The following is a 21,095-nucleotide window of genomic DNA, read 5'->3' as shown; positions in this document are numbered from 1 at the left end:
CTTCACGGAACCCGAGGTGCTGACGACATGAACCACCGCATCGCCCGGCTCGTCGAGCCGTTGCTCCACCTTCTGTGGCCCAGCCGGGGACAGCACCGGCGAGTCGCCTCCCCGGTGGTGGTTCCGCAGGCGCCCGCTGCCGACGCCGCACCGCCGGCCGTGGGGCGTGACGACTCCTGTGTCCTCCGAGGCGAGGACAACGCCATGGTCCGCCCCTACCTCGTGGCTCACGAGCGCCGGGCGGGACGCCGTGTGCTGCGGCTCGCCGTGCACGGGGTGGAGGTGGCGGCGTGAGGGACGGGAGCGGTGAGATGCGTCTGCTGCCGTGGGTGGGGGAGGAGGGCAAGCCCTGCTATCTGGTCACCGACGGGACCGGCCCGTTGTCCCGCGTGGCCGACGGCATCGAGCGCGTGCAGCTCGGGATGGCCGGTGACCTCCTGGAGCACGCCGCCGACCTGCTGGCCGACCGGCGTACGACCGCCGAGCAGCTCCGGTACCTGCTCGGGTGCATGTGCGAGGCGCTGACGGACGTCCGGCGGATCGCCGAGAGCCGGGGCGCCCGCGGCGCCCGCGGTGGCGTGGCCGAGCGGTGACGGCGGCCGGGGCGGCGCGGACGGGGAGTGCACCCGTGGTGCCCGGGGCGGTGTCGCCGGGCACCACGGGGAACCGGGGAGGAGGGGCTACCAGATCGCTTCGACCCACTCCGGGTGGTCGATGAACGGGTTGCGGTTGCGCTGGTAGGAGTCGTGGATGACCTGGTTGCGGCGCTTCTCGAAGGCGTCCGGCGGGTCCTGCTCGTTCCACGCCTTCAGTACGGAGAGCCTGCCCATGTAGGGGGCGCTGCCGTTGTTGACGTTGTTGTTGGGCTCCAGGTCGGCCCAGCCGTCGCCGCCCTCGTAGCGGACCGCCATGTAGAGGATCATGCGGGCCACGTCGCCCTTGACGGCGTCGCGCGGCTCGAAGGAGTCGGAGTCGGTGCGGCTGCCGCCGCCGTTCGCGACGGCGCTGCCGCCGTTGTCGAAGTCCTTGTTGCCGCGGACGCTGTTGACCTGGACGTCCGTCGGGCGCAGGTGGTGGATGTCGGTGCCGGGGCCGGTGGCGGTGCCGAAGTCTCCGTGGGACTTGGCCCACACGTGCTCGCGGTTCCAGTTGCCCACGTTCCCGCCGTTGAGGGACTTGGCGCGGGAGACCCCCGAGTACAGCAGGATCACGTTGTTGCTGTTGTTCGGGTCCTGGTCGGTGGCCTTCAGGGCGTCCCAGACGGCCGAGTAGGACAGCTTCGTCTGGCTGCTGATGATCGTGTGCAGCGAGGACTTCAGGGCGGGGCCCGTCTTGCCGACCGCGTTCTTGTAGTACGTCGAGTCGTAGTCCGTGGTCGAGGCGGCCGTGGCCGTCGCCACGGTCGTCCCGGTGGTCGTCGCCGTGGCCGGGGTGGCGGTCAGGGCGGGCGCGGCGAGGGCGGTGAGGACGGCGGCCGTGGCGAACGCCACCGCTTTCCGACGCCGGGTGCGCATGCGTATCGCGAGCATGTGGGGGTGTCCGATCTACGCGGGTTGAATGAGGGTCTCCGCATCGTGACATGGACATGAGATCGCAGGAATGTACATGACGTGTCGATTGCGTGACGTCCTTCGGGAGGAACGCCCCCGTCCGGGCACCGGCCACTCCGCTCCGAATGTTGCGGAGGGATGAAATCCGGCTCCGTGGGCGTTGGAGCCTTCCGGTAGATCAGGACGATCGGATCAGCAGAACCGGAGGGCACCCGCGTGACACCGCAACAGGGATGGGCACGGCGACTGACCGGATACGCCTGGCGCTATCCCAAGGACGTCGTCCTGGCCCTGGGCGCCTCCCTCGGGGGCATGGCCGTGATGGCGCTGGTCCCGCTGGTCACCAAGGTGATCATCGACGACGTGATCGGCGACCACAGCCGCGCCATGATGCCCTGGGCGGGCGCCCTGATCGGTGCCGCGCTCGTCGTCTACGTCCTCACCTACGTCCGCCGCTACTACGGCGGCCGGCTCGCCCTCGACGTGCAGCACGACCTGCGCACCGAGATGTACCGGTCGATCACCCGGCTCGACGGCCGCCGCCAGGACGAGCTGTCCACCGGGCAGGTCGTGGGGCGGGCGACCAGCGACCTCCAGCTGATCCAGGGTCTGCTCTTCATGCTGCCGATGACCATCGGCAACATCCTGCTGTTCCTGATCTCCCTGGGGATCATGGCGTCGCTGTCGCTGCCGCTCACGGGCGTCGCCCTCGCCGTCGCGCCCGCCTTGTGGTGGATCGCCAGACGCAGCCGCACCCGGCTGCACCCCTCCACCTGGTACGCCCAGGCCCAGGCCGCCGCCGTCGCCGGCGTGGTCGACGGCGCCGTCGGCGGCGTCCGCGTGGTGAAGGGCTTCGGGCAGGAGGAGCAGGAGACGGGGAAGCTGCGCGAGGTCGGCCGGCGGCTGTTCGCCGGGCGGCTGCGCACCATCCGCCTGAACTCCAAGTACACCCCGGCCCTCCAGGCCGTCCCCGCCCTCGGCCAGGTGGCGATGCTCGCGCTCGGCGGCTGGCTGGCCGTGCGCGGCAGCATCACCCTGGGCACGTTCGTCGCGTTCTCCACCTACCTCGCCCAGCTCGTCGGCCCGGTCAGGATGCTGGCCGTGGTCCTCACCGTCGGCCAGCAGGCCCGCGCCGGCACCGAGCGCGTCCTGGAGCTGATCGACACCGAGCCGTCCCTGGCCGACGGCACGAAGGAACTCCCCGCCGACGCCCCCGCGACCGTCGAGTTCGACGACGTCTCCTTCGGCTACGAGCCCGGACACCCCGTCCTCAGCGGCCTCTCCTTCGAGATCCGCCCCGGCGAGACCCTCGCCGTCGTCGGCGCCTCCGGCTCCGGCAAGTCCACCGTCTCCCTGCTCCTGCCGCGGTTCTACGACGTCACCGGCGGCGCCGTCCTCGTCGGCGGGCACGACGTGCGGGAGCTGACCACCGAGTCGCTGCGGGCCGCCATCGGACTGGTACCGGAGGACTCCTTCCTCTTCTCCGACACCGTCCGCGCCAACATCGCCTACGGCCGCCCCGACGCGACCGAGGAGCAGATCGTGGCCGCCGCCCGCGCGGCCCAGGCCGACCGGTTCATCACGGAACTGCCCGACGGCTACGACACCACGGTCGGCGAGCACGGCCTGACCCTCTCCGGCGGCCAGCGCCAGCGCGTCGCGCTCGCCCGCGCGATCCTCACCGACCCGCGCCTGCTGGTCCTCGACGACGCCACCTCCGCCGTGGACGCCCGCGTCGAGCACGAGATCCACGAGGCGCTGGCCCAGGTCATGCGCGGCCGCACCACCCTGCTGATCGCCCACCGCCGCTCCACCCTCAACCTCGCCGACCGCATCGCCGTCCTCGACGGCGGCCGGCTCGCCGACATCGGCACCCACGACGAGCTCCAGCGGCGCTCCGCCCTCTACCGCCGACTGCTCACCGACCCCGACGAGCTGGGCGGCGTCTCCCCGGGGCACATCCCGCCCGCCGCGCCCCAGGAGGACCGCCCGGAGGACACCTCGGTCCGCGCGGAGCTGGACGCCGAGTTCGACGCCGAACGCGGGGTCACCCCCCGCCTGTGGACCGGCGACCGCGAACCCAAGGACACCGCCCTGGCCGACAGCCCGGCCACCCCCGAGCTGCTCGCCCAGGTCGCGGCCCTGCCCCCGGCGAACGACGTCCCCGACGTCGACGAGAGCCGGGCCGTCCGGCGGGAGGAGTCCTACGGCCTGCGCCGCCTGCTGCGCGGCTTCGGCCTGCCCCTGCTGATCAGCCTCGGGCTGGTCGCCGTGGACGCGGGCATGGGCCTGCTGCTGCCGGTGCTGATCCGGCACGGCATCGACGACGGCGTCACCCGGGCCGCCCTCGGCGCGGTCTGGGCGGCCGCCCTGCTCGGCCTGCTCGCCGTGGTAGCCCAGTGGGCCGCGCAGATCGGCGAGATCCGGATGACCGGACGCACCGGCGAACGCGTGCTGTACTCGCTGCGGCTGAAGATCTTCGCCCAGCTCCAGCGGCTCGGCCTCGACTACTACGAGCGCGAGCTGACCGGCCGGATCATGACCCGGATGACCACCGACATCGACGCCCTGTCGACGTTCCTGCAGACGGGCCTGGTCACCGCGTTCGTCTCGGTGGTCACCTTCTTCGGCATCATGGGCGTCCTGCTGGCGATCGACCTCCAGCTCGCCCTGGTCGTCTTCGCCACCCTGCCCCCGCTGATCGTCGCCACGTTCTTCTTCCGCCGGGCCAGCGTCAAGGCGTACGAACTGGCCCGGGAACGGGTGTCGACGGTCAACGCCGACCTCCAGGAGTCGGTGTCCGGGCTGCGGATCGTGCAGGCCTTCGGGCGCGAGGGGCACGGCAACCGGCGGTTCACCGAGCGCAGCGCCGACTACCGTGCCGCCCGGATCCGGGGCCAGTGGCTGATCTCGGTGTACTTCCCGTTCGTGCAGTTCCTGGCCTCGTCGGCCGCGGCGGCGGTGCTGATCGTGGGCGGGGCCAGGGTCGACAACGGGACGCTGGCGATCGGCACGCTGGTGGCGTACCTGCTCTACATCGACCTGTTCTTCGCTCCGGTGCAGCAGCTCTCCCAGGTCTTCGACGGCTACCAGCAGGCGACCGTCTCCCTGGGCCGCATCCAGGAACTGCTCCGGGAGCCGACGTCCACCGAGGACGCCGCGGAACCCCTCGACGTGCCCTCCCTGCGCGGGCAGATCGCCTTCGAGGACGTGCACTTCGCCTACGGGGACGAGGAGGAGGCGCTCAGCGGCATCGACCTGCGCATCCCCGCCGGGCAGACCGTCGCGTTCGTCGGCGAGACCGGCGCCGGGAAGTCCACCCTGGTCAAGCTGGTGGCCCGGTTCTACGACCCCACCGGGGGCAGGGTCACCGTCGACGGCACCGACCTCAGGGACCTCGACCTCACCGCCTACCGGCACCGGCTCGGCGTGGTCCCGCAGGAGGCCTACCTCTTCCCGGGCACGATCCGCGACGCCATCGCCTACGGCCGCCCGGACGCCGGCGACGCCGAGGTCGAGGCGGCGGCCCGCGCGGTCGGGGCGCACGAGATGATCGCCACCCTGGAGGGCGGCTATCTGCACGAGGTCGCCGAACGCGGCCGCAACCTCTCCGCCGGACAGCGCCAGCTGATCGCCCTGGCCCGCGCCGAACTGGTCGACCCGGACGTCCTGCTGCTCGACGAGGCCACCGCCGCGCTCGACCTGGCCACCGAGGCGCAGGTCAACCAGGCGACGGACCGGCTGGCGGGGCGGCGGACGACGCTGGTCGTCGCACACCGGCTGACCACCGCCGCCCGCGCCGACCGGGTCGTCGTCATGGACCGCGGCCGGGTCGCGGAGGACGGCACCCACGAGGAGCTGCTGGCCCGCGACGGGCGGTACGCCGAGCTGTGGCGGACCTTCATCGGGCAGGCCGAACCGGAGGAGCCGGTCGGCGCCGGCCGCTGACCCACGCAACCATTCGCGGTACGCCAGGCGTCCGTACCCGCATACGCCGTTGTGCGCGGCGGATGCGGCAGATGCGGGGTGCGGTCCGGTCCGGGGGAGGAGCGGCAGTGGGCAGTGGAGCGATAAGGCGGCGGCTCGCGCTGGGTCTGGCGGTGCTGACCGCGTCGGGGCTGCTCGTCGCGGCAGCACCGGGCGACGCGCAGGCCGCGGGGCGCTGTGCGGGGCGCAAGGTGCGCACCCTGCCGTTCTCCACCGGCACCGTGGTCGTCCACAAGCGCGGCGGTTACCTCTGCGCGGTCACCCTCGCCAAGAAGCCCGGCAGCAAGCGGACGATGTCGGTGAGCATCCGGGCACGCGGCGGCCGGCCGGTCGTCGACGAGGGCCGCTACACGCGCTACGCCGGCCCGGTCACCGTGCACGCCGGCCGCCGCTGCGTCTGGGTGAAGGGACGGGTGGGCGGCGGCTCGGTCAGCTCCGGCTGGATCCTGTGCTGACCACGGCCCCGCGCCCGAGTCCCGGCTCGCATCCGCTTTTTCCTCCAACTCCCTGCCCCGCGTAGGGCCTTTGTCCCCTCCGTACACAGGGTTTCCCCCATGTCCCCTGGTGCTCGGGCGAGTTGGTCCGCTACCTTCCGGCGCACATCTGTCTCACAGGGGAGTGCGCATGCGCAAGGCGCTCAGATGGCTGCTCACGCTCACGATGCTCATCGGCACGGTGAGCGCGGCGAGCGCGGCCACCGCCGCCGAGCCTCGGGCCGTCGGCAGTACCGCTGACAGCACCACGGAAAGTTCCGACAGCACCGACATCAAGGAGAGACTGCTCTCCATACCGGGCATGAGCCTGGTCGAGGAGAAGCCGTACACCGGGTACCGCTTCTTCGTCCTCGAGTACACCCAGCCGGTCGATCACCGTCGGCCTTCCCAAGGCACGTTCCAGCAGCGGATCACCGTGCTGCACAAGGACGTCGCACGGCCGACCGTCTTCTTCACCGGCGGCTACCACGTCTCGACGACGCCCCGCCGCAGCGAGCCCACCCAGATCGTGGACGGCAACCAGGTCTCCCTGGAGTACCGCTTCTTCACCCCGTCCCGCCCCGAGCCGGCCGACTGGTCCAAGCTGGACATCTGGCAGGCCGCCAGTGACCAGCACCGCGTCTTCGAGGCGCTGAAGGGGATCTACTCCAAGAAGTGGATCTCCACCGGCGGTTCCAAAGGCGGCATGACCGCCACCTACTACGAGCGTTTCCACCCGCGCGACATGGACGGTGTCGTCGCCTACGTCGCCCCCAACGACGTGGTGAACAGGGAGGATTCCGCCTACGACCGCTTCTTCGCGAAGGTCGGCACCAAGGAGTGCCGCGACCGGCTGAACGCGGTGCAGCGCGAGGCGCTGGTGCGCCGGGCGTCGCTGGTGAAGAAGTACGCGGCCCTCGCCGCCGAGGACGGCTACACCTTCGACACCGTCGGCAGCCTGGACCGCGCCTACGAGGCGGTCGTCCTGGACTACGTCTGGGGCTTCTGGCAGTACGGCACGGTGGCGGACTGCGAGCAGATCCCGGCGGACGCGAAGAACGCCACCGACGACGAGATCTGGACCTCGGTCGACACGATCTCCGGCTTCTCGTTCTACACCGACCAGGGCCTCAGCCCGTACACGCCGTACTACTACCAGGCCGGTACGCAGCTCGGCGCGCCGACCATCCGCTTCCCGCACATCGAGAAGAAGTACGTCCGGTACGGCTACCAGCCGCCCCGCAATTTCGTCCCCCGCTCGATCCCGATGAAGTTCGAGCACCGGGCCATGCGGGACGTCGACACCTGGGTGCGGCACAACGCCCGGCACATGCTGTTCGTCTACGGCGAGAACGACCCGTGGGGCGCCGAGCCGTTCCGGCTCGGGCACGGCGCGCGCGACTCCTACGTGCTGACCGCTCCCGGCATGAACCACGGCGCCAACGTGGCCGGCCTGGCCGGCGAGGAGAAGGCGCTGGCGACGGCCCGCATCCTCGACTGGGCGGGCGTCGCGCCGGCCGCGGTCCGCGAGAACCCGGCCGAGGCGAAGCCGCTGGCGGCGTTCGACGCCAAGCTGGACCGGCGGGACGTGGAGCGGGAACCGGCCCTGCGCCCGTAGGGACTCCGTAGAGGCCCGTAGGGCGGCTCACACCGGGTGGGCGCAGCCCACCGGTGTGGCGCCGCCGAGCCGGACGAAGAGGGCCGTGGACGCCGGGCACCGCGACTTGGCGTCCACGGCCTCGGTCACCCTGTACTCCGGCTTGTGCTTCCCCTCGCCGTCGCAGGCCGTCTCGCGGACCTTCCCGTCGGGCAGGCCGTAGACGCAGTCGCCGACGACGGTGCGCGGGCCGCCCCCGCCGCCGGGATCGCCGGGGTGCGGCGGCTGGAGGTTGCGCATGCAGGCGTAGCCGCGCGGCACCGTCCCGTCGCCGTCCTCGTCGAAGGAGGGGTGCTGCTCGCTGATGTGCAGCACGAAGTCCGTGGTGGCCGGGCAGCGCGGCCCGTCGCGCACGGTCCCGTCGTGGCGGGCGACGACCCGGGCCGCCGCCCGTTCACCGTCGCAGGACACCTCGGTGAAACTGGTCCGGCCGAACGAACTGCACTCGTCGACGTCGAGGAACACCGCCCCGTACCCGGAGGTCCGGGTCGGCGTGGGCGATTCCGTCGCCGTCCGCCGCTCGCCCGGGCGGCCGTCCTCCCCGGTACCGCCGAGCGCGCTCTGACATCCGGTCGACAGCGCCGTGACAAGGGCGGCGAGTGCGCACACCGCTCCCAGGGAACTCCTCATGCGCGTCACCATCCCCCGAAAACCCCCGTCCAGCGTGACCCGCCGGGGCGGGTCACGCCAGACATACGGGATAGTTTGCGCATGTCGGTGACGGTGTGTCGGGTGTGTGGCGTACCGGCGCTACGTCCATGCGCCCGTACGCGTCCGTACGGGTCGGCCGGGCCCGTAAGGGTCAGCCGCTCCGTACGGGTCGGCCGGTCAGTACGTCAGCCCGTGCCCGACGGGGTACAGCACCGTCGCCGGGTCGTCCGCGCGCTGCACCGGCACCGGCAGCTTCCCGCGCGGCTCCACCTTGCCCGCGATCACCCGGGCCGCCGCCCGCAGTTCGACGTCGGTCCAGGAGTACGTCGCCAGACACGCCGGTACGGCGGGCAGGTGGGCCACGTCGTACGGGTTGCGGATCGCCACCGCGACCACCGGCCGGCCGGTCGCCAGGAGCTGTTCGACCAGGGTCCGCTGGCTGCTGGTCGCCGAGACGTTGTACGTCCCGACGACCACGGCGTCCGCGTCCCGCGCGGCGGCCACGGCCTTGGCGATCGTCGCCGCGGACGGTGCCGTCCCGGTGGACAGGGCGGTGGCCGTGAAGCCCAGCTCGGTCAGCGCCCGGGCGAGCACCCCGGTCGGCGGACCCGTCGTACCGGACGGGGAGGCCGGGTCGGCGCCGACCACCAGCAGCTTCGGCTGCCTGCGCCGGGACAGCGGCAGCAGGCGCTCCTCGTTGACCAGCAGGGTGGTGGTGCGTTCGGCGATCCGGTCGGCCGAGGCCAGGTGCGCCCGGGTGCCGACGGCGCGGTCGACGCCGCCCGGGGACACGTAAGGGTCCTTGAACAGGCCCAGCTTCGCCTTCAGCCGCAGCACCCGCAGGATCGATTCGTCGAGCCGCTCCTCGGTGAGCTCGCCGTCCTGGACGGCCTTCCGGACGGCGTTCCACGCCACGTCCAGGGACGGCGGGTTGAGCAGCTGGTCCACGCCCGCCTTCAGCGCCAGCACCGGCACCCGGTCGTCGCCGTACTTGGTCCGTACGCCCTCCATGCCGAGGGAGTCGGTGACCACGACCCCGTCGTACCCCAGTTCCTCGCGCAGGATGCCGGTGAGGATCGGGTGGGAGAGGGTGGCCGGGTCCTCGGAGTCGTCGAGTGCCGGGACCATCAGATGGGCCGTCATGATCGAGTCGATGCCCGCGGCGATCGCCGCCCGGAACGGCGGCGCGTCCAGCCGCTCCCACTGCTCACGGCTGTGGGTGATCACCGGGAAGCCGGTGTGGCTGTCGACGGCGGTGTCGCCGTGCCCGGGGAAGTGCTTGGCGGTCGCCGCGACCCCCGACCGCTGGAACCCGGAGACCTCGGCCGCGACCATCGCCGCCACCGCGTCCGGCTCGGAGCCGAAGGACCGTACGCCGATGACCGGGTTGGCCGGGTTGACGTTCACGTCGGCCACCGGGGCGTAGTCCTGACGGATGCCCAGGGCCCGCAGTTCCCGCCCGGCGATCCGGCCCAGGGTGCGCGCGTCGGAACGGGAACCGCCCGCGCCGATCGCCATCGCCCCGGGGAACAGGGTCGCCGGCTCGCCGACGCGGGCGACGATGCCGTGCTCCTGGTCGGTGGAGATGAGCACCGGCAGCCCGCGCGGCAGGCCGAGGGACGCCTTCTGGATGCCGTTGGAGAGTCCGGCGATCTGGTGCGGATCGCGGGTGTTGTGCGCCCAGGCGAAGTAGATGATGCCGCCGACCCGGTACTTCTCCAGCAGTTCGGCGGCCGTGCGCACGCCGATCTCCTTGAGGTTGGCGTCGATGTCCGCCTGGTCGGGGTCGGTGGCGGAGTGGCCGTAGACGCGCATCACGAACAGCTGGCCGACCTTCTCCTCCAGGGTCATCCGGGAGATGAGGGCGCGGAGCTTTCTGTCGTCGGGGGAGCCGGGAGAGGCGGCGGGCGCGCCGGCCGCGTGCGCGGTGCCACCGGCCGCGAGGGCGGTGGTGACGCCCGCGGTCGCGGCGAGGACGGTACGTCTGGACGGACGTGCGGTGCTTGACGTGCTTCCCGTGCCTGCTGTGCTTCCCGTGCTTCCCGTGTTTCCCGTGCTGCTGTCGGGCACGTGCGCTCCTTTGGGAGGTGGTACGCGGCGGAATCCGCTGAAGGAAACTTCCAGGACGCCACCAATATCCGGGAAGTTTCTGCCAGTCAAGGGAGTGCGCGGCACGGGCGAGCGGGTGATGCGCGGGAGGGGCCGCCACCGGCGCGCTGGGAGGGGGCGCGCGCCGGTGACGGCGGTGCTGCCGGCCGCGACGCGGCGGAGAGGGTGGGTCGGCGATCGCAGCCAGTGGCGAGTGGCCGACACCGCACCGCGGAGACTCCTCCGGCAGTCCGCGCATTGGACGGGAGGGGGCGGGCCGGGGTTCCCGGGTACGGGCGGAAATCTCGGATTGGTGCGGACGTCCGGACCCGGGGACGACGGGGACGACGGGGACGACGGCGAGGGCGGGGACGACTAGGACTCCTGGGGCACGGGAGGCCGGTGCCCCGAGACGGCGGGCCAGTGGGCGCGCAGGGCGCGGACGGTCTCCGCGATCGCCGGGCGGCGGGCCGCTCCGGTGCGCCACAGCGCGTACACGTGCCGTACCGGCATCGGGTCGAGCGGCACCTCCACCACCCCCTCGGGCAGCGGACCGCGCCCGAGCCGGGGGATCAGCGCGATACCGAGCCCGGCCGCGACCAGGGCGACCAGGGTCGGGTTCTCGTCCGCCTGGTGCACGATCTCCGGCTCGTGCCCGGCGGCCCGGAGGGTGCGCACCAGCCACTCGTGACAGACCCGCCCCGGCGGCTGGCAGATCCACCGCTCGCCGCCCAGTTCCTCCCGCCGTACCGCGCCGCGCCCCGCGAACGGATGCCCGCTCGGCACCAGCAGGTCGCACAGGTCGTCCCCGACGACCGCCTGTTCCACGCCCGCGGGGGCGGGCAGCGGCGCGATGTCCCAGTCGTGCGCGACGACGAGATCGACCGCCCCCTTGGCCACCAGGTCCACGGACAGGTGCGGGTCGACCTCGGTCATCCGGGCGTCGAGCGCGGGATGGCGCACGGCCAGATCGGCCAGTACGGACGGCATCAGTCCACGCGCCGCCGACGGGAAGGCCGCGACGGTCAGCCGCCCGGACGGCACCCCGCGCCGCTCCTCCAGCTCGGTCTCCGCCCGCTCCACGATCGCCAGCAACTCCTGCGCGGTGGCGACGAGGTGGTACGCCGCGTCGGTCAGCCGCACGCCCCGGCCCTCCCGCTCCAGCAGCACCGTCCTGGTCTCCCGCTCCAGCTTGGCGATCTGCTGGGAGACGGCGGAGGAGGTGTACCCGAGCGCCACGGCGGCGGCCCCGACGGTGCCGTGGACGGACACGGCGTGCAGGGCGCGCAGACGCTGGAGGTCGAGCATGACGGCTCCCCGATCGGTAAGCGGTGCTTCATCCCACCATGCAGGAATCGTCGCTGGTACTGAAGGGTTCCGGCGGTGATCCTCGACGTATGCGACCTTCCCACGTCCTGCTCGCCGTTCTCGTCACCGCCGTCTGGGGCGTGAACTTCGTCGTCATCGAGATCGGCCTCGACCACTTCCCGCCGCTGCTGTTCTCCGCCCTGCGCTTCCTCGCGGCGGCACTGCCGGCCGTGTTCTTCGTCGGGCGCCCCGAGGTGGCGTGGAAGTGGATCGTGGGGGTGGGGCTCGCCCTCGGGGTGGCCAAGTTCGGGCTGCTGTTCGTCGGCATGGACGCGGGCATGCCGGCCGGACTGTCCTCCCTGGTGCTCCAGATCCAGGCCGTGTTCACGGCCCTGTTCGCGTTCCTGCTCCTCGGTGAACGGCCCGCGGGTGTCCGGCTCGTGGGCATGGCGGTGGCACTGGCCGGGATCGGCGTCGCCGCCGTCGACGAGGGCGCCTCGGGGCCCCTGGGCGCGTTCGCCCTGGTCGTTGCGGCGGCCGCCTGCTGGGGTGTCTCGAACGTGCTGACCCGCAGGGCCGCGCCCGACGACGCCCTGAACTTCATGGTCTGGGTGAGCACGGTGCCGGTGCTGCCGCTGCTGGCGTTGTCGCTGCTCCTGGAGGGCCCCTCGCGGGACCTGGCGGCGCTGGGCTCACTGGACTGGCGGGGGGCGAGCGCGCTGCTGTTCGTCGCCTGGGTCGCCACCGTGTTCGGCTTCGGGACCTGGGGGTGGCTGCTGCGCCGTCACCCCGCGTCGACGGTGGCGCCGTTCTCCCTGCTGGTGCCGGTCTTCGGGATGTCGTCGGCGGCCCTGTTCCTCGGCGAGCCGGTGACACCGCTGCGGTGGTGCGCGGCGGCGCTGCTGGTGGGGGGCGTGGCGCTCGCGTCGGTCACATGGCCGGGGCGGGGCACGGAGCGGGGCGCGGGGGCACCGGGCGGCCGGCGGGAGGAACCCGCCGGCCGAGGGAGCGGATCCGCCGGCCGGGAGTCGGTCAAGCCGATTCGTTGAGGAGGCGGGAGAGGTGGGCGTGGCCGGGGCCGAGCAGGCCGGGGAGGTCGGCGGCCCGCTCGTACCAGCGCTTCTCGTACTCCCAGCAGAGCCAGCCGTCCCAGCCGTGGCGGGAGAGGACCTCCACGCAGTCGGCCAGCGGCAGGATGCCCTCGCCGAGGGGGAGCGGCGTCGTGTCGTCGGCTGAGGCGATGTCCTTGACCTGTACGTAGCCGAGGTGGGGGGAGAGGGCCGCGAAGCTCTCCACGGGCTGTTCGCCGCCCAGCCAGGTGTGCATCACGTCCCAGAGGGCGCCCACCTGACGGTGGCCGACGAGGCCGAGGATCCTCATCGCGTCGGCGCCGGTGCGGTGGGAGTCGTGGGTCTCCAGCAGGATGCGGACGCCGACGTCACCGGCGTACCGGGCGGCCGTGCCCAGGCGCCGGGCGGCCGTCGCGTCGGCCTCCTCGGGGGTCTGCTCGGGGGTGCCGCCGGGGAAGACCCGGACGTAGGGGGCGCCGAGGTCGCGGGCGAGGTCGAGGAGGGCGCGGATCTCGTCGACGACGGGGCCGTCCTCGCCCGGCGCGGCGACTCTGACGTATCCCGCGACGCTCAGGACCTCGACGCCGGCCGCCTTGAACCGGGCGGCGACCTCGACCCGTTCGTCGGGGGTGAGGCCCGGGTTGACCGGTTCCTCGGGGTGGGCGCGCAGTTCGACGCCGTGGTAGCCGTGCGTGGTCGCGAGGCGAAGCACGTCGGTCACGGGCAGGCCGGGGACACCGAGGGTGGAGAACGCCAGCTTCATGTCCACGGACCTACCCGCGACACCCGCCGGCGATTCCCCCCTCGTCACCCCGATCCCCCGCACGGGTCCGTGTCAGGCCTCGCCGGCCCTGCGGTAGACGCACACCTGGGCGCCCGACTTCGCGGTGGTCGCCCGGACCAGCTCGAACGGGCGCTTCGCGCCGTCGACGGGGAAGATCGACTTGCCGCCGCCCAGGATCACCGGCATGACGACGAGCTGCAGCTCGTCCACCAGGTCCGCACCCAGCAGGGTGCGGACGAGCGTGGGGCTGCCCATCATCGCGAGGTCGCCGCCCTCGGTGGCCCGCAGCTCCCGGATGCGGGCGACGGCCTCCCCACCGGGGATGAGCCGGCTGTTGTTCCAGGTCAGGTCGGACTCGGTCAGGGTGCCGGAGACGACGTACTTCGGCAGGCTGTTGATCCGGTCGGCGAAGGGATCCCCGGCCTGCTGGGGCCACGCCCCGGCCATCGTCTGCCAGGTGCGGCGCCCGTACAGCAGCGCGTCGGCCTTCTCCAGCGAGGCGTCGAAGGCGCCGCCGAGGACCTCCGGGTCGAAGTACGCGTGCGACCATCCGCCGTGCCGGAAGCCGCCGTCGGTGTCCTCCTCGGGGCCGCCGGGGGCCTGCACGACACCGTCGAGACTGATGAACTCGGTGATCACGATACGCATGGCTGCTGCCGCTCCTCTTACGCGTCCTGCGCGCTCTGCTCGCTCGGGCGATGACGGAAGTGCAGACCGACGCTGTCCGCCGAACTCATCGCTCCCACCGGAAAAACCGCGACGCGCACGACGCGACACGACGCGCACGGTCGACGAGACCGCTGCGGCCGACGGCCCGCGGGGCCGAAGCGCCCGGCGCGGTCGGCGCGATCGGTGCGGCCCGGTGCGGCCCGGCGCGGCCCGGCGCGGCCCGGCGCGTGCCGGTACGGCCCGGCGCGGTCGGCGTGGCCGGTGCGGCCCGCGTGGCTGGACGCGGCTGGTGCGCCCCCGCGCCCGACCCGTCCCGCACCCCACGCGTCCCGCGTCCGCTGCGGTCCGGCCGGCGCGGCCGGTGCGGCCCGGCGCGGCCCGGCGCGGTCGGCGTGGCCGGTGCGGCCCGCGTGGCTGGACGCGGCTGGTGCGCCCCCGCGCCCGACCCGTCCCGCACCCCACGCGTCCCGCGTCCGCTGCGGTCCGGCCGACGCGCTCTCACACGGCCGGCGCGTGCCGGCGCGGCCCGCGTGGCCGGGCGTCCCGCGCCCCACGTGCCCCGCACACACATCGAGCGGCCGAGCGGCCGAGCGGCCGAGCGGTCCTGCGGTCCGCTCACCCCCTAGGTGCTCCGGAGGACCCCCGTACCATCAGCTCGCCCCGGATGGACGCGATGTCCCCGGGCGGTGGCTCCTCGCGGCCCATCGCGATCCGGCCGGCCCGTGCCCCCGCCTCGGCGAGCGGCAGCCGCACCGTCGTCAGGGCCGGTACCGCGTCGATGCTGAACGGCAGGTCGTCGAAACCGGCGACCGAGACGTCGTCGGGGATCGTCCGGCCGGAGTCCCGCAGCGCCGCGCACGCGCCCAGCGCGACGGAGTCGTTCGCGGCGACCACGGCGGTCAACCCGGGGTCCCTGCGCAGGAGTTCGAGGGCGGCCTCGTAGCCGGTCCGGCGGTCGTAGCGGCCGTGGACGGTCCAGCGGGGGTCCTCCTCGATGCCGTGCGCGGCGAGCGCGGCCCGGTGCCCCTCGAGGCGGTGGCGCGTGGTGGTGCGCTCCCGCGGGCCGGCGATGTAGCCGAGGCGGCGGTGGCCGAGCCCGATCAGATGCTCGGTGAGCTCCCGGCCGCCGCCGCGGTTGTCGAAGGTCAGCGCGATCGCCCCGGTGTCCGGCGCCGGCGGCCGGCCGCACAGCACCACCCGGGTCCCGGCGTCCGCCAGCTTGCGCAGCTTCGCGTCCATGGCCGCCCGGTGCGGGGCGTCCTCGATGGCGCCGCCGGTCAGCACCACCGCCGCGGCCCGCTGCCGCTGCAGCAGCGTCAGGTACGTCAGCTCGCGCTCCGGGGTGCCGCCCGTGTTGCACACGACCGCGAGTCTCTCCCCGCCCGCACGCCCGCCGGGACCCCCGATCTCGGACTGGATCGCGCTCGCCATGATCCCGAAGAACGGGTCGGCGATGTCGTTCACCAGAATGCCCACCAGGTCGGAGGTGGCGGCGGCCAGGGAACTCGCGGGGCCGTTGAGCACGTAGTCCAGGTCGTCCACGGCCTTCAGCACCCGCTCGCGGGTGGAGGCGGCGACGGGATAGTTCCCGTTCAGCACGCGCGACACCGTCGCGGGGGAGACCTGCGCGCGGGCCGCCACATCCGCCAGGGTCACCGTCATGTCTCGTCCTCCGGTCGCGCAGGTCGTCTCGTCGTCGTCCACACCGGGCTCCCCCGCCGTGGTTCCCGGGGCGTCCGTCGAGCAGACCCTATGGCCCCACGCTCCGTTGTTCGCCCCCTCGAACAAGTCGGGTTCGCCGTGGTCTTGTCCGGACCGCCGTTCAGAGGCTAGCTTCTAGCTACATAGAAAGCGCTTGCTGTGGCGTTCACCAGTCACCGGTCACCCGTCGCCGGCCCCTCCCGGCCGGCGGCGGCCGACACGTGACGGGTGGGGCGTACGCGGCGCGCGGGGACCGCGTACGAAGGGAACGACGTGACACGCAAGACGGTGCGTATCGCCATGAACGGTGTGACGGGGCGGATGGGCTACCGGCAGCACCTCGTCCGCTCCATCCTGACCCTGCGCGAGCAGGGCGGCCTCGACCTCGGTGACGGCACCGTGCTGTGGCCGGAACCGATCCTGGTCGGCCGCCGCGAGCACGCGCTGCGCGCACTGGCCGAGCGGCACGGCCTGGAGCACGTCTCCACCGACCTGGACGCCGTGCTCGCCGACGAGAGCGTCGACGTCTACTTCGACGCCCAGGTCACCTCCGCCCGCGAGGAGGCCCTCAAGAAGGCGATCGCGGCCGGCAAGCACGTCTACACCGAGAAGCCGACCGCCACCGGCCTCGACGGCGCCCTGGAGCTGGCCCGGCTGGCGAACGCGGCCGGCATCAAGCACGGCGTCGTCCAGGACAAGCTCTTCCTCCCCGGCCTGCTCAAGCTGAAGCGCCTCATCGACGGCGGCTTCTTCGGCCGCATCCTGTCCGTGCGCGGCGAGTTCGGCTACTGGGTCTTCGAGGGCGACTGGCAGGACGCCCAGCGCCCCTCCTGGAACTACCGCGCCGAGGACGGCGGCGGCATCGTCGTCGACATGTTCCCGCACTGGGAGTACGTCCTGCACGAGCTGTTCGGCCGCGTGAAGTCCGTCCAGGCTCTGACCGCCACCCACGTCCCGCAGCGCTGGGACGAGAACGGCAAGCCCTACGACGCCACCGCCGACGACGCCGCCTACGGCGTCTTCGAACTGGAGGGCGGAGCGATCGCCCAGATCAACTCCTCCTGGGCGGTCCGCGTCCACCGCGACGAACTCGTCGAGTTCCAGGTCGACGGCACCGAGGGCTCCGCGGTGGCCGGGCTGCGGGGCTGCCGCGTCCAGCACCGCTCCGCCACCCCCAAGCCCGTGTGGAACCCGGACATCCCCGCCACCGAGACCTTCCGCGACCAGTGGCAGGAGGTCCCGGACAACGGCGAGTTCGACAACGGCTTCAAGGCCCAGTGGGAGCTGTTCCTCAAGCACGTCTACGCCGACGCCCCCTACCACTGGGACCTGCTGGCCGGCGCCCGCGGCGTCCAGCTCGCCGAGCTGGGCCTGAAGTCCTCGGCCGAGGGCCGCCGCCTCGACGTACCGGAGATCTCGCTGTGAGCATCCGACTCCCCGCGTCGGACGGGTCGTTGCGGACGTACGAACCCCGCACCGAGCCCCTCGCCCTCACCCCCGGAGCCCCCTTCACCTCCCGTACGGTCTTCTCCGCGGCGCACGTCGTCGCCGACCCGTACGCCGACACCACCCCCGACTCGCCCGCCGCAGTCGACTGGGACGCCACCCTCGCCTTCCGCCGCCACCTGTGGTCGCACGGCCTGGGCGTCGCCGAGGCGATGGACACCGCCCAGCGCGGCATGGGCCTGGACTGGGCGGGCGCGGCCGAACTGATCCGCCGCTCCGCCGCCGAGGCGAAGGCCGTCGGCGGCCGGATCGCCTGCGGCGTCGGCACCGACCAGCTCGCCTCGGGCACCCTCGCCGAGGTGCGGGCGGCCTACGAGGAACAGCTCGCGCTCGTCGAGGAGTCCGGCGCGCAGGCCATCCTGATGGCCTCCCGCGCGCTGGCCGCCGCCGCCCGCGGCCCGGAGGACCACCTGGAGGTGTACGGCCACCTGCTGCGCCAGGCCGCCGAACCGGTGATCCTGCACTGGCTCGGCCCCATGTTCGACCCGGCGCTGGAGGGCTACTGGGGCTCCTCGGACCTCGACGCGGCCACCGACACCTTCCTGGAGGTCATCGCCGCCCACCCCGACAAGGTCGACGGCATCAAGGTCTCGCTGCTCGACGCCCGGCGAGAGGTCGACCTGCGCCGCCGCCTGCCGCAGGGGGTGCGCTGCTACACCGGCGACGACTTCCACTACCCCGAGCTGATCGCGGGCGACGAGCAGGGCTTCAGCCACGCCCTGCTCGGCATCTTCGACCCGCTCGGCCCACTGGCCGCCGAAGCGGTCCGGGTGCTCGACACCGGGAACACGGACGGCTTCCGCGCCCTCCTCGACCCCACCGTCGAACTGTCCCGGCACCTCTTCCAGGCGCCCACCCGTTTCTACAAGACGGGCGTGGTCTTCCTGGCCTGGCTGGCCGGCCACCAGAGCCACTTCACCATGGTCGGCGGCCTGCAGTCGGCCCGCTCCCTGCCGCACCTCGCCCGCGCCTACGAACTCGCCGACGGCCTCGGCCTGTTCCCCGACCCGAAACTCGCCGAGGAACGGATGAGGACCCTGCTGCACCTGTACGGAGTGACCCCGTGACCGACCTCGCACGCTTCAGCATCAACCAGATGACGGTCAAGCAGCTGTCCCTGCCGGAACTCGTCGACGCCTGCCGGGACCTGGGCGTCCCCGGCGTGGGCCTGTGGCGCGAACCCGTCCAGACCTACGGCGTGGAGGCGGCGGCGAAGCTCGTCCGGGACGCGGGCCTGACGGTGACGACCCTGTGCCGGGGCGGTTTCCTCACCGCGCTCGACCCCGCCGAGCGGGCCGCCGCCCTGGCCGACAACCGCCGAGCCGTGGACGAGGCGGCCACCCTCGGCACCGACACCCTCGTCCTGGTCTCCGGCGGACTCCCGGCCGGCTCCAAGGATCTGCGCGCCGCCCGCGAACGCATCGCGGACGCGCTCGCCGAACTCGGCCCCTACGCCGAGGAACACGGGGTGCGGCTCGCCATCGAGCCGCTGCACCCCATGTACGCGTCGGACCGCTGCGTGGTCTCCACCCTCGCCCAGGCCCTCGACCTCGCCGAACGGTTCCCGGCCCGGCAGGTCGGCGTCACCGTCGACACGTACCACGTCTGGTGGGACGACACGGCGCCCGCGCAGATCGCCCGCGCCGGCGCCCAGGACCGCATCCACACCTTCCAGCTCGCCGACTGGACCACCCCGTTGCCCGAGGGCGTCCTCAACGGCCGCGGCCAGATCGGCGACGGCTCGATCGACATGCGCGAGTGGAAGGGCTACGTGGAGGCGGCCGGTTACACCGGCCCGATCGAGGTGGAACTCTTCAACGACGTCCTGTGGGCACGCGACGGGCGGGAGGTACTGGCGGAGACCGCACGACGGTTCGCGGAACACACGGCGTGACGCACCGGGTGGGCTGCCCGCCCCGGGGGCTGCCCATCCGGTGCCTCCTCGGCCACACCGACGAGTCGCATGCGTCGGCGTGCGGTGCCGGACCGGACGGCGAACGCCGGCGTCCGGTCCGGCACCGCACGTTGCTTCCCCGCTTCCCCCCTGCTTCCCCGCAGGGCACAACCCCCACTTGCCCGGCACCGGCATCGCCACACGGCTCCCCACGTGTACCGGACTGCTGCTTCCTGCCCGGGAACAGCGTGGGGAACCGGGCGGGAAAAAAATCCGGGAGACCGTGCAACCCTCCCCGCACTTCACCGGTCGTACTCTGCGTCAGGACTTCTGGAGGGGGACCCGGGGGGGATCCGAGAGGTTCTGACGGGGAGGGAACAGGGGGAGGGAACCGAGGGGGCCCGGTCGACGGACAGGGCCCCCTCGAAGCGTGCGGGACGTTCAGAAGAACACCCCGCACCGCAGCAGCACGTTCGCGTACGGACGGGCCTCCCCGGTGCGGACGACGAGCCGGGCGTCGGCCGTCAGTTCCTTGAGGCGTTCGTGCGGGACCAGGTCGAGGTCGGGGAAGTGGCCCGCCAGCAGCTCCGCGGCGGCCGGGTTGGCCTGCCGGATCTCGGTGGCGGCCGTCGCGCCCTCGATCACCAGCTCGGCCAGCAGCCCCTCCAGCACCTCCGCGAAGGACGGCACCCCGGCCCGGAAGGCCAGGTCCACCACGCGCGGCCCGGCGGGGATGGGCATGCCCACGTCGCACACCAGCACCCGATCGGTGTGGCCCAGTTCGGCCAGCGCGGCGCTGAGGTGCCGGTTCAGGATTCCGTCCTTCCTCACAGCGCCGCGACCTCAGCCGCCGTCGGGAAGGACACCTGCGCGCCCTCCTTGGTGACCGTCGCCGCCCCCACCCGGGCCGCGTAGGAGGCCGCGTCGGCCAGGGAGTCGCCGAGGCCGAGCCGCCAGGCCAGCGCGGCGGTGAAGGAGTCCCCGGCGCCGGTGGTGTCCACGGCGCGCACCGGTACGGAGGGGATGCGGGCGACACCGTCGGAGGAGGCCACCAGGGAACCCTCACCGCCCAGCGTCACCACCACCGACCGGGGCCCCTTCGCGAGCAGCAGCCGCGCCCAGTCCTCGGGCTCCTCGCTGACGCAGGACTCACCCAGGATCACCTTCGCCTCGTGCTCGTTGAGGATCAGCGGGTCGCACGCCGCCAGCACCTCGGACGGCAGCGGCTGCGGCGGCGACGGGTTCAGCACGAGCCTGCTGCCCGGCGCCAGCGAACGCGCCACCTCCATCACCGTCTCCAGCGGGATCTCCAGCTGGGTGGAGACCACCTTGGCGGCGTGGAGGAGGCTCCCGGCGGCCCGTACGTCATCGGGCGTCAGCCGGCCGTTGGCGCCCGGCGAGACGACGATGCTGTTGTCCCCGGACGGGTCCACCGTGATCAGCGCGACGCCGGTCGGCGCCCCGCCCACCAGCACGCCGACCGTGTCGACCCCGGCCTCCCGCTGCGAGTCCAGCAGCAGCCGCCCGTGCGCGTCGTCGCCGACCCGGGCCAGCAGGGCCGTCCGGGCGCCGAGCCGGGCGGCGGCGACCGCCTGGTTCGCGCCCTTGCCGCCCGGGTGGACGACCAGGTCGGAGCCGAGCACGGTCTCCCCGGCGTCCGGCCGGCGCTCGACGCCGATCACCAGGTCGGCGTTGGCCGACCCCACGACCAGCAGGTCGTAGTCGTACATGGAAAGGCTCCCTACATGGTCGCCCGG

18 protein-coding genes are annotated in these 21,095 nt (G+C 73.0%); 9 read left to right on the top strand and 9 right to left on the bottom strand.

Translation table 11 applies throughout. The features are described from left to right. Positions 1-27 precede the first annotated feature (27 nt). Positions 28-294, top strand: coding sequence for a hypothetical protein (locus tag ACVW19_RS11760; RefSeq protein WP_457459061.1), 267 nt, complete (start codon positions 28-30; stop codon positions 292-294). Between the two features lie 17 nt (positions 295-311). Then, entirely contained in the window at positions 312-593 is a 282-nt protein-coding gene (locus tag ACVW19_RS11755) for a hypothetical protein (RefSeq protein WP_457464561.1), read from the top strand. A gap of 87 nt (positions 594-680) precedes the next feature. On the opposite strand, the gene ACVW19_RS11750 is transcribed toward ACVW19_RS11755, so the two are convergent. Then, a complete protein-coding gene (locus tag ACVW19_RS11750) occupies positions 681-1,529 on the bottom strand; it encodes an endonuclease I family protein (RefSeq protein WP_457459059.1) in 849 nt (282 codons plus the stop codon). A 237-nt stretch (positions 1,530-1,766) separates the two neighbouring features. On the opposite strand from ACVW19_RS11750, the gene ACVW19_RS11745 reads away from it, so the two are divergent. The 3 genes from ACVW19_RS11745 to ACVW19_RS11735 all read left to right on the top strand — a co-directional run bounded on the left by ACVW19_RS11745 (position 1,767) and on the right by ACVW19_RS11735 (position 7,628). Beyond that, positions 1,767-5,498 (top strand): ABC transporter ATP-binding protein, encoded by a 3,732-nt coding sequence (locus ACVW19_RS11745; RefSeq protein ID WP_457459058.1) that lies wholly within the window; start codon positions 1,767-1,769, stop codon positions 5,496-5,498. A gap of 107 nt (positions 5,499-5,605) precedes the next feature. Beyond that, positions 5,606-5,992: a hypothetical protein gene (locus ACVW19_RS11740; protein ID WP_457459056.1), complete on the top strand. Its 387-nt coding sequence runs from the start codon at positions 5,606-5,608 to the stop codon at positions 5,990-5,992. A 169-nt stretch (positions 5,993-6,161) separates the two neighbouring features. Then, on the top strand, positions 6,162-7,628 hold the full coding sequence (locus ACVW19_RS11735) for a S28 family serine protease (protein ID WP_457459054.1): 1,467 nt from the start codon (positions 6,162-6,164) through the stop codon (positions 7,626-7,628). 27 nt (positions 7,629-7,655) lie between these two features. On the opposite strand, the gene ACVW19_RS11730 is transcribed toward ACVW19_RS11735, so the two are convergent. From ACVW19_RS11730 to ACVW19_RS11720, 3 genes are all read right to left on the bottom strand, one after another. Continuing rightward, positions 7,656-8,297 carry a hypothetical protein gene (locus tag ACVW19_RS11730; protein WP_457459052.1) on the bottom strand — a complete coding sequence of 214 codons (642 nt, stop codon included), beginning with the start codon at positions 8,295-8,297 and terminating at the stop codon, positions 7,656-7,658. Between the two features lie 198 nt (positions 8,298-8,495). Beyond that, positions 8,496-10,388 (bottom strand): glycoside hydrolase family 3 protein, encoded by a 1,893-nt coding sequence (locus ACVW19_RS11725; RefSeq protein ID WP_457459050.1) that lies wholly within the window; start codon positions 10,386-10,388, stop codon positions 8,496-8,498. Between the two features lie 393 nt (positions 10,389-10,781). Continuing rightward, positions 10,782-11,714, bottom strand: a complete 933-nt coding sequence (locus ACVW19_RS11720; RefSeq protein ID WP_457459048.1) for a LysR family transcriptional regulator — start codon at positions 11,712-11,714, stop codon at positions 10,782-10,784. A gap of 89 nt (positions 11,715-11,803) precedes the next feature. Between ACVW19_RS11720 and ACVW19_RS11715 the strand changes: the two genes are divergently transcribed. Continuing rightward, positions 11,804-12,763 carry an EamA family transporter gene (locus ACVW19_RS11715; RefSeq protein ID WP_457459046.1) on the top strand — a complete coding sequence of 320 codons (960 nt, stop codon included), beginning with the start codon at positions 11,804-11,806 and terminating at the stop codon, positions 12,761-12,763. Here ACVW19_RS11715 and ACVW19_RS11710 read toward each other — a convergent pair. The 3 genes from ACVW19_RS11710 to ACVW19_RS11700 all read right to left on the bottom strand — a co-directional run bounded on the left by ACVW19_RS11710 (position 12,747) and on the right by ACVW19_RS11700 (position 15,899). After that, the gene (locus tag ACVW19_RS11710) at positions 12,747-13,547 is read right to left on the bottom strand and encodes a sugar phosphate isomerase/epimerase family protein (protein ID WP_457459045.1); all 801 of its coding nucleotides are present in this window, start codon (positions 13,545-13,547) and stop codon (positions 12,747-12,749) included. The genes ACVW19_RS11715 and ACVW19_RS11710 overlap by 17 nt on opposite strands. A gap of 72 nt (positions 13,548-13,619) precedes the next feature. Then, a complete protein-coding gene (locus tag ACVW19_RS11705) occupies positions 13,620-14,216 on the bottom strand; it encodes a dihydrofolate reductase family protein (RefSeq protein ID WP_457459043.1) in 597 nt (198 codons plus the stop codon). Between the two features lie 636 nt (positions 14,217-14,852). Beyond that, complete coding sequence (locus ACVW19_RS11700; RefSeq protein WP_457459041.1) at positions 14,853-15,899, bottom strand: LacI family DNA-binding transcriptional regulator; 1,047 nt, start codon at positions 15,897-15,899, stop codon at positions 14,853-14,855. A 312-nt stretch (positions 15,900-16,211) separates the two neighbouring features. Between ACVW19_RS11700 and ACVW19_RS11695 the strand changes: the two genes are divergently transcribed. From ACVW19_RS11695 to ACVW19_RS11685, 3 genes are read left to right on the top strand one after another with little or no spacing between them, the layout of a single operon-like run. After that, positions 16,212-17,363 (top strand): Gfo/Idh/MocA family protein, encoded by a 1,152-nt coding sequence (locus ACVW19_RS11695; RefSeq protein WP_457459039.1) that lies wholly within the window; start codon positions 16,212-16,214, stop codon positions 17,361-17,363. Further along, positions 17,360-18,511, top strand: a complete 1,152-nt coding sequence (locus ACVW19_RS11690; RefSeq protein ID WP_457459037.1) for a dihydrodipicolinate synthase family protein — start codon at positions 17,360-17,362, stop codon at positions 18,509-18,511. Before ACVW19_RS11695 ends, ACVW19_RS11690 begins: the two co-directional genes overlap by 4 nt. Further along, complete coding sequence (locus ACVW19_RS11685; protein ID WP_457459035.1) at positions 18,508-19,338, top strand: sugar phosphate isomerase/epimerase family protein; 831 nt, start codon at positions 18,508-18,510, stop codon at positions 19,336-19,338. Before ACVW19_RS11690 ends, ACVW19_RS11685 begins: the two co-directional genes overlap by 4 nt. Positions 19,339-19,779: 441 nt before the next feature. On the opposite strand, the gene rbsD is transcribed toward ACVW19_RS11685, so the two are convergent. Further along, complete coding sequence (rbsD, locus tag ACVW19_RS11680; RefSeq protein WP_457459033.1) at positions 19,780-20,169, bottom strand: D-ribose pyranase; 390 nt, start codon at positions 20,167-20,169, stop codon at positions 19,780-19,782. After that, positions 20,166-21,068, bottom strand: a complete 903-nt coding sequence (locus ACVW19_RS11675) for a ribokinase (RefSeq protein ID WP_457459031.1) — start codon at positions 21,066-21,068, stop codon at positions 20,166-20,168. The genes rbsD and ACVW19_RS11675 overlap by 4 nt, the downstream gene beginning before the upstream one ends. Positions 21,069-21,095 lie beyond the last annotated feature (27 nt).

The organism is Streptomyces sp. TE5632, from assembly GCF_054061295.1.
This window is presented reverse-complemented; position numbering and strand designations above follow the sequence as displayed.

Excerpts from the sequence above, each read along its gene's own strand:
- ACVW19_RS11760 (WP_457459061.1), top strand. The coding sequence starts at position 28 with ATGAACCACCGCATCGCCCGGCTCGTCGAGCCGTTGCTCCACCTTCTG.
- ACVW19_RS11755 (WP_457464561.1), top strand. The coding sequence starts at position 312 with ATGCGTCTGCTGCCGTGGGTGGGGGAGGAGGGCAAGCCCTGCTATCTG.
- ACVW19_RS11750 (WP_457459059.1), bottom strand. The coding sequence starts at position 1,529 with ATGCTCGCGATACGCATGCGCACCCGGCGTCGGAAAGCGGTGGCGTTC.
- ACVW19_RS11735 (WP_457459054.1), top strand. The coding sequence starts at position 6,162 with ATGCGCAAGGCGCTCAGATGGCTGCTCACGCTCACGATGCTCATCGGC.
- ACVW19_RS11730 (WP_457459052.1), bottom strand. The coding sequence starts at position 8,297 with ATGAGGAGTTCCCTGGGAGCGGTGTGCGCACTCGCCGCCCTTGTCACG.
- ACVW19_RS11720 (WP_457459048.1), bottom strand. The coding sequence starts at position 11,714 with ATGCTCGACCTCCAGCGTCTGCGCGCCCTGCACGCCGTGTCCGTCCAC.
- ACVW19_RS11715 (WP_457459046.1), top strand. The coding sequence starts at position 11,804 with ATGCGACCTTCCCACGTCCTGCTCGCCGTTCTCGTCACCGCCGTCTGG.
- ACVW19_RS11710 (WP_457459045.1), bottom strand. The coding sequence starts at position 13,547 with ATGAAGCTGGCGTTCTCCACCCTCGGTGTCCCCGGCCTGCCCGTGACC.
- ACVW19_RS11705 (WP_457459043.1), bottom strand. The coding sequence starts at position 14,216 with ATGCGTATCGTGATCACCGAGTTCATCAGTCTCGACGGTGTCGTGCAG.
- ACVW19_RS11700 (WP_457459041.1), bottom strand. The coding sequence starts at position 15,899 with ATGACGGTGACCCTGGCGGATGTGGCGGCCCGCGCGCAGGTCTCCCCC.
- ACVW19_RS11675 (WP_457459031.1), bottom strand. The coding sequence starts at position 21,068 with ATGTACGACTACGACCTGCTGGTCGTGGGGTCGGCCAACGCCGACCTG.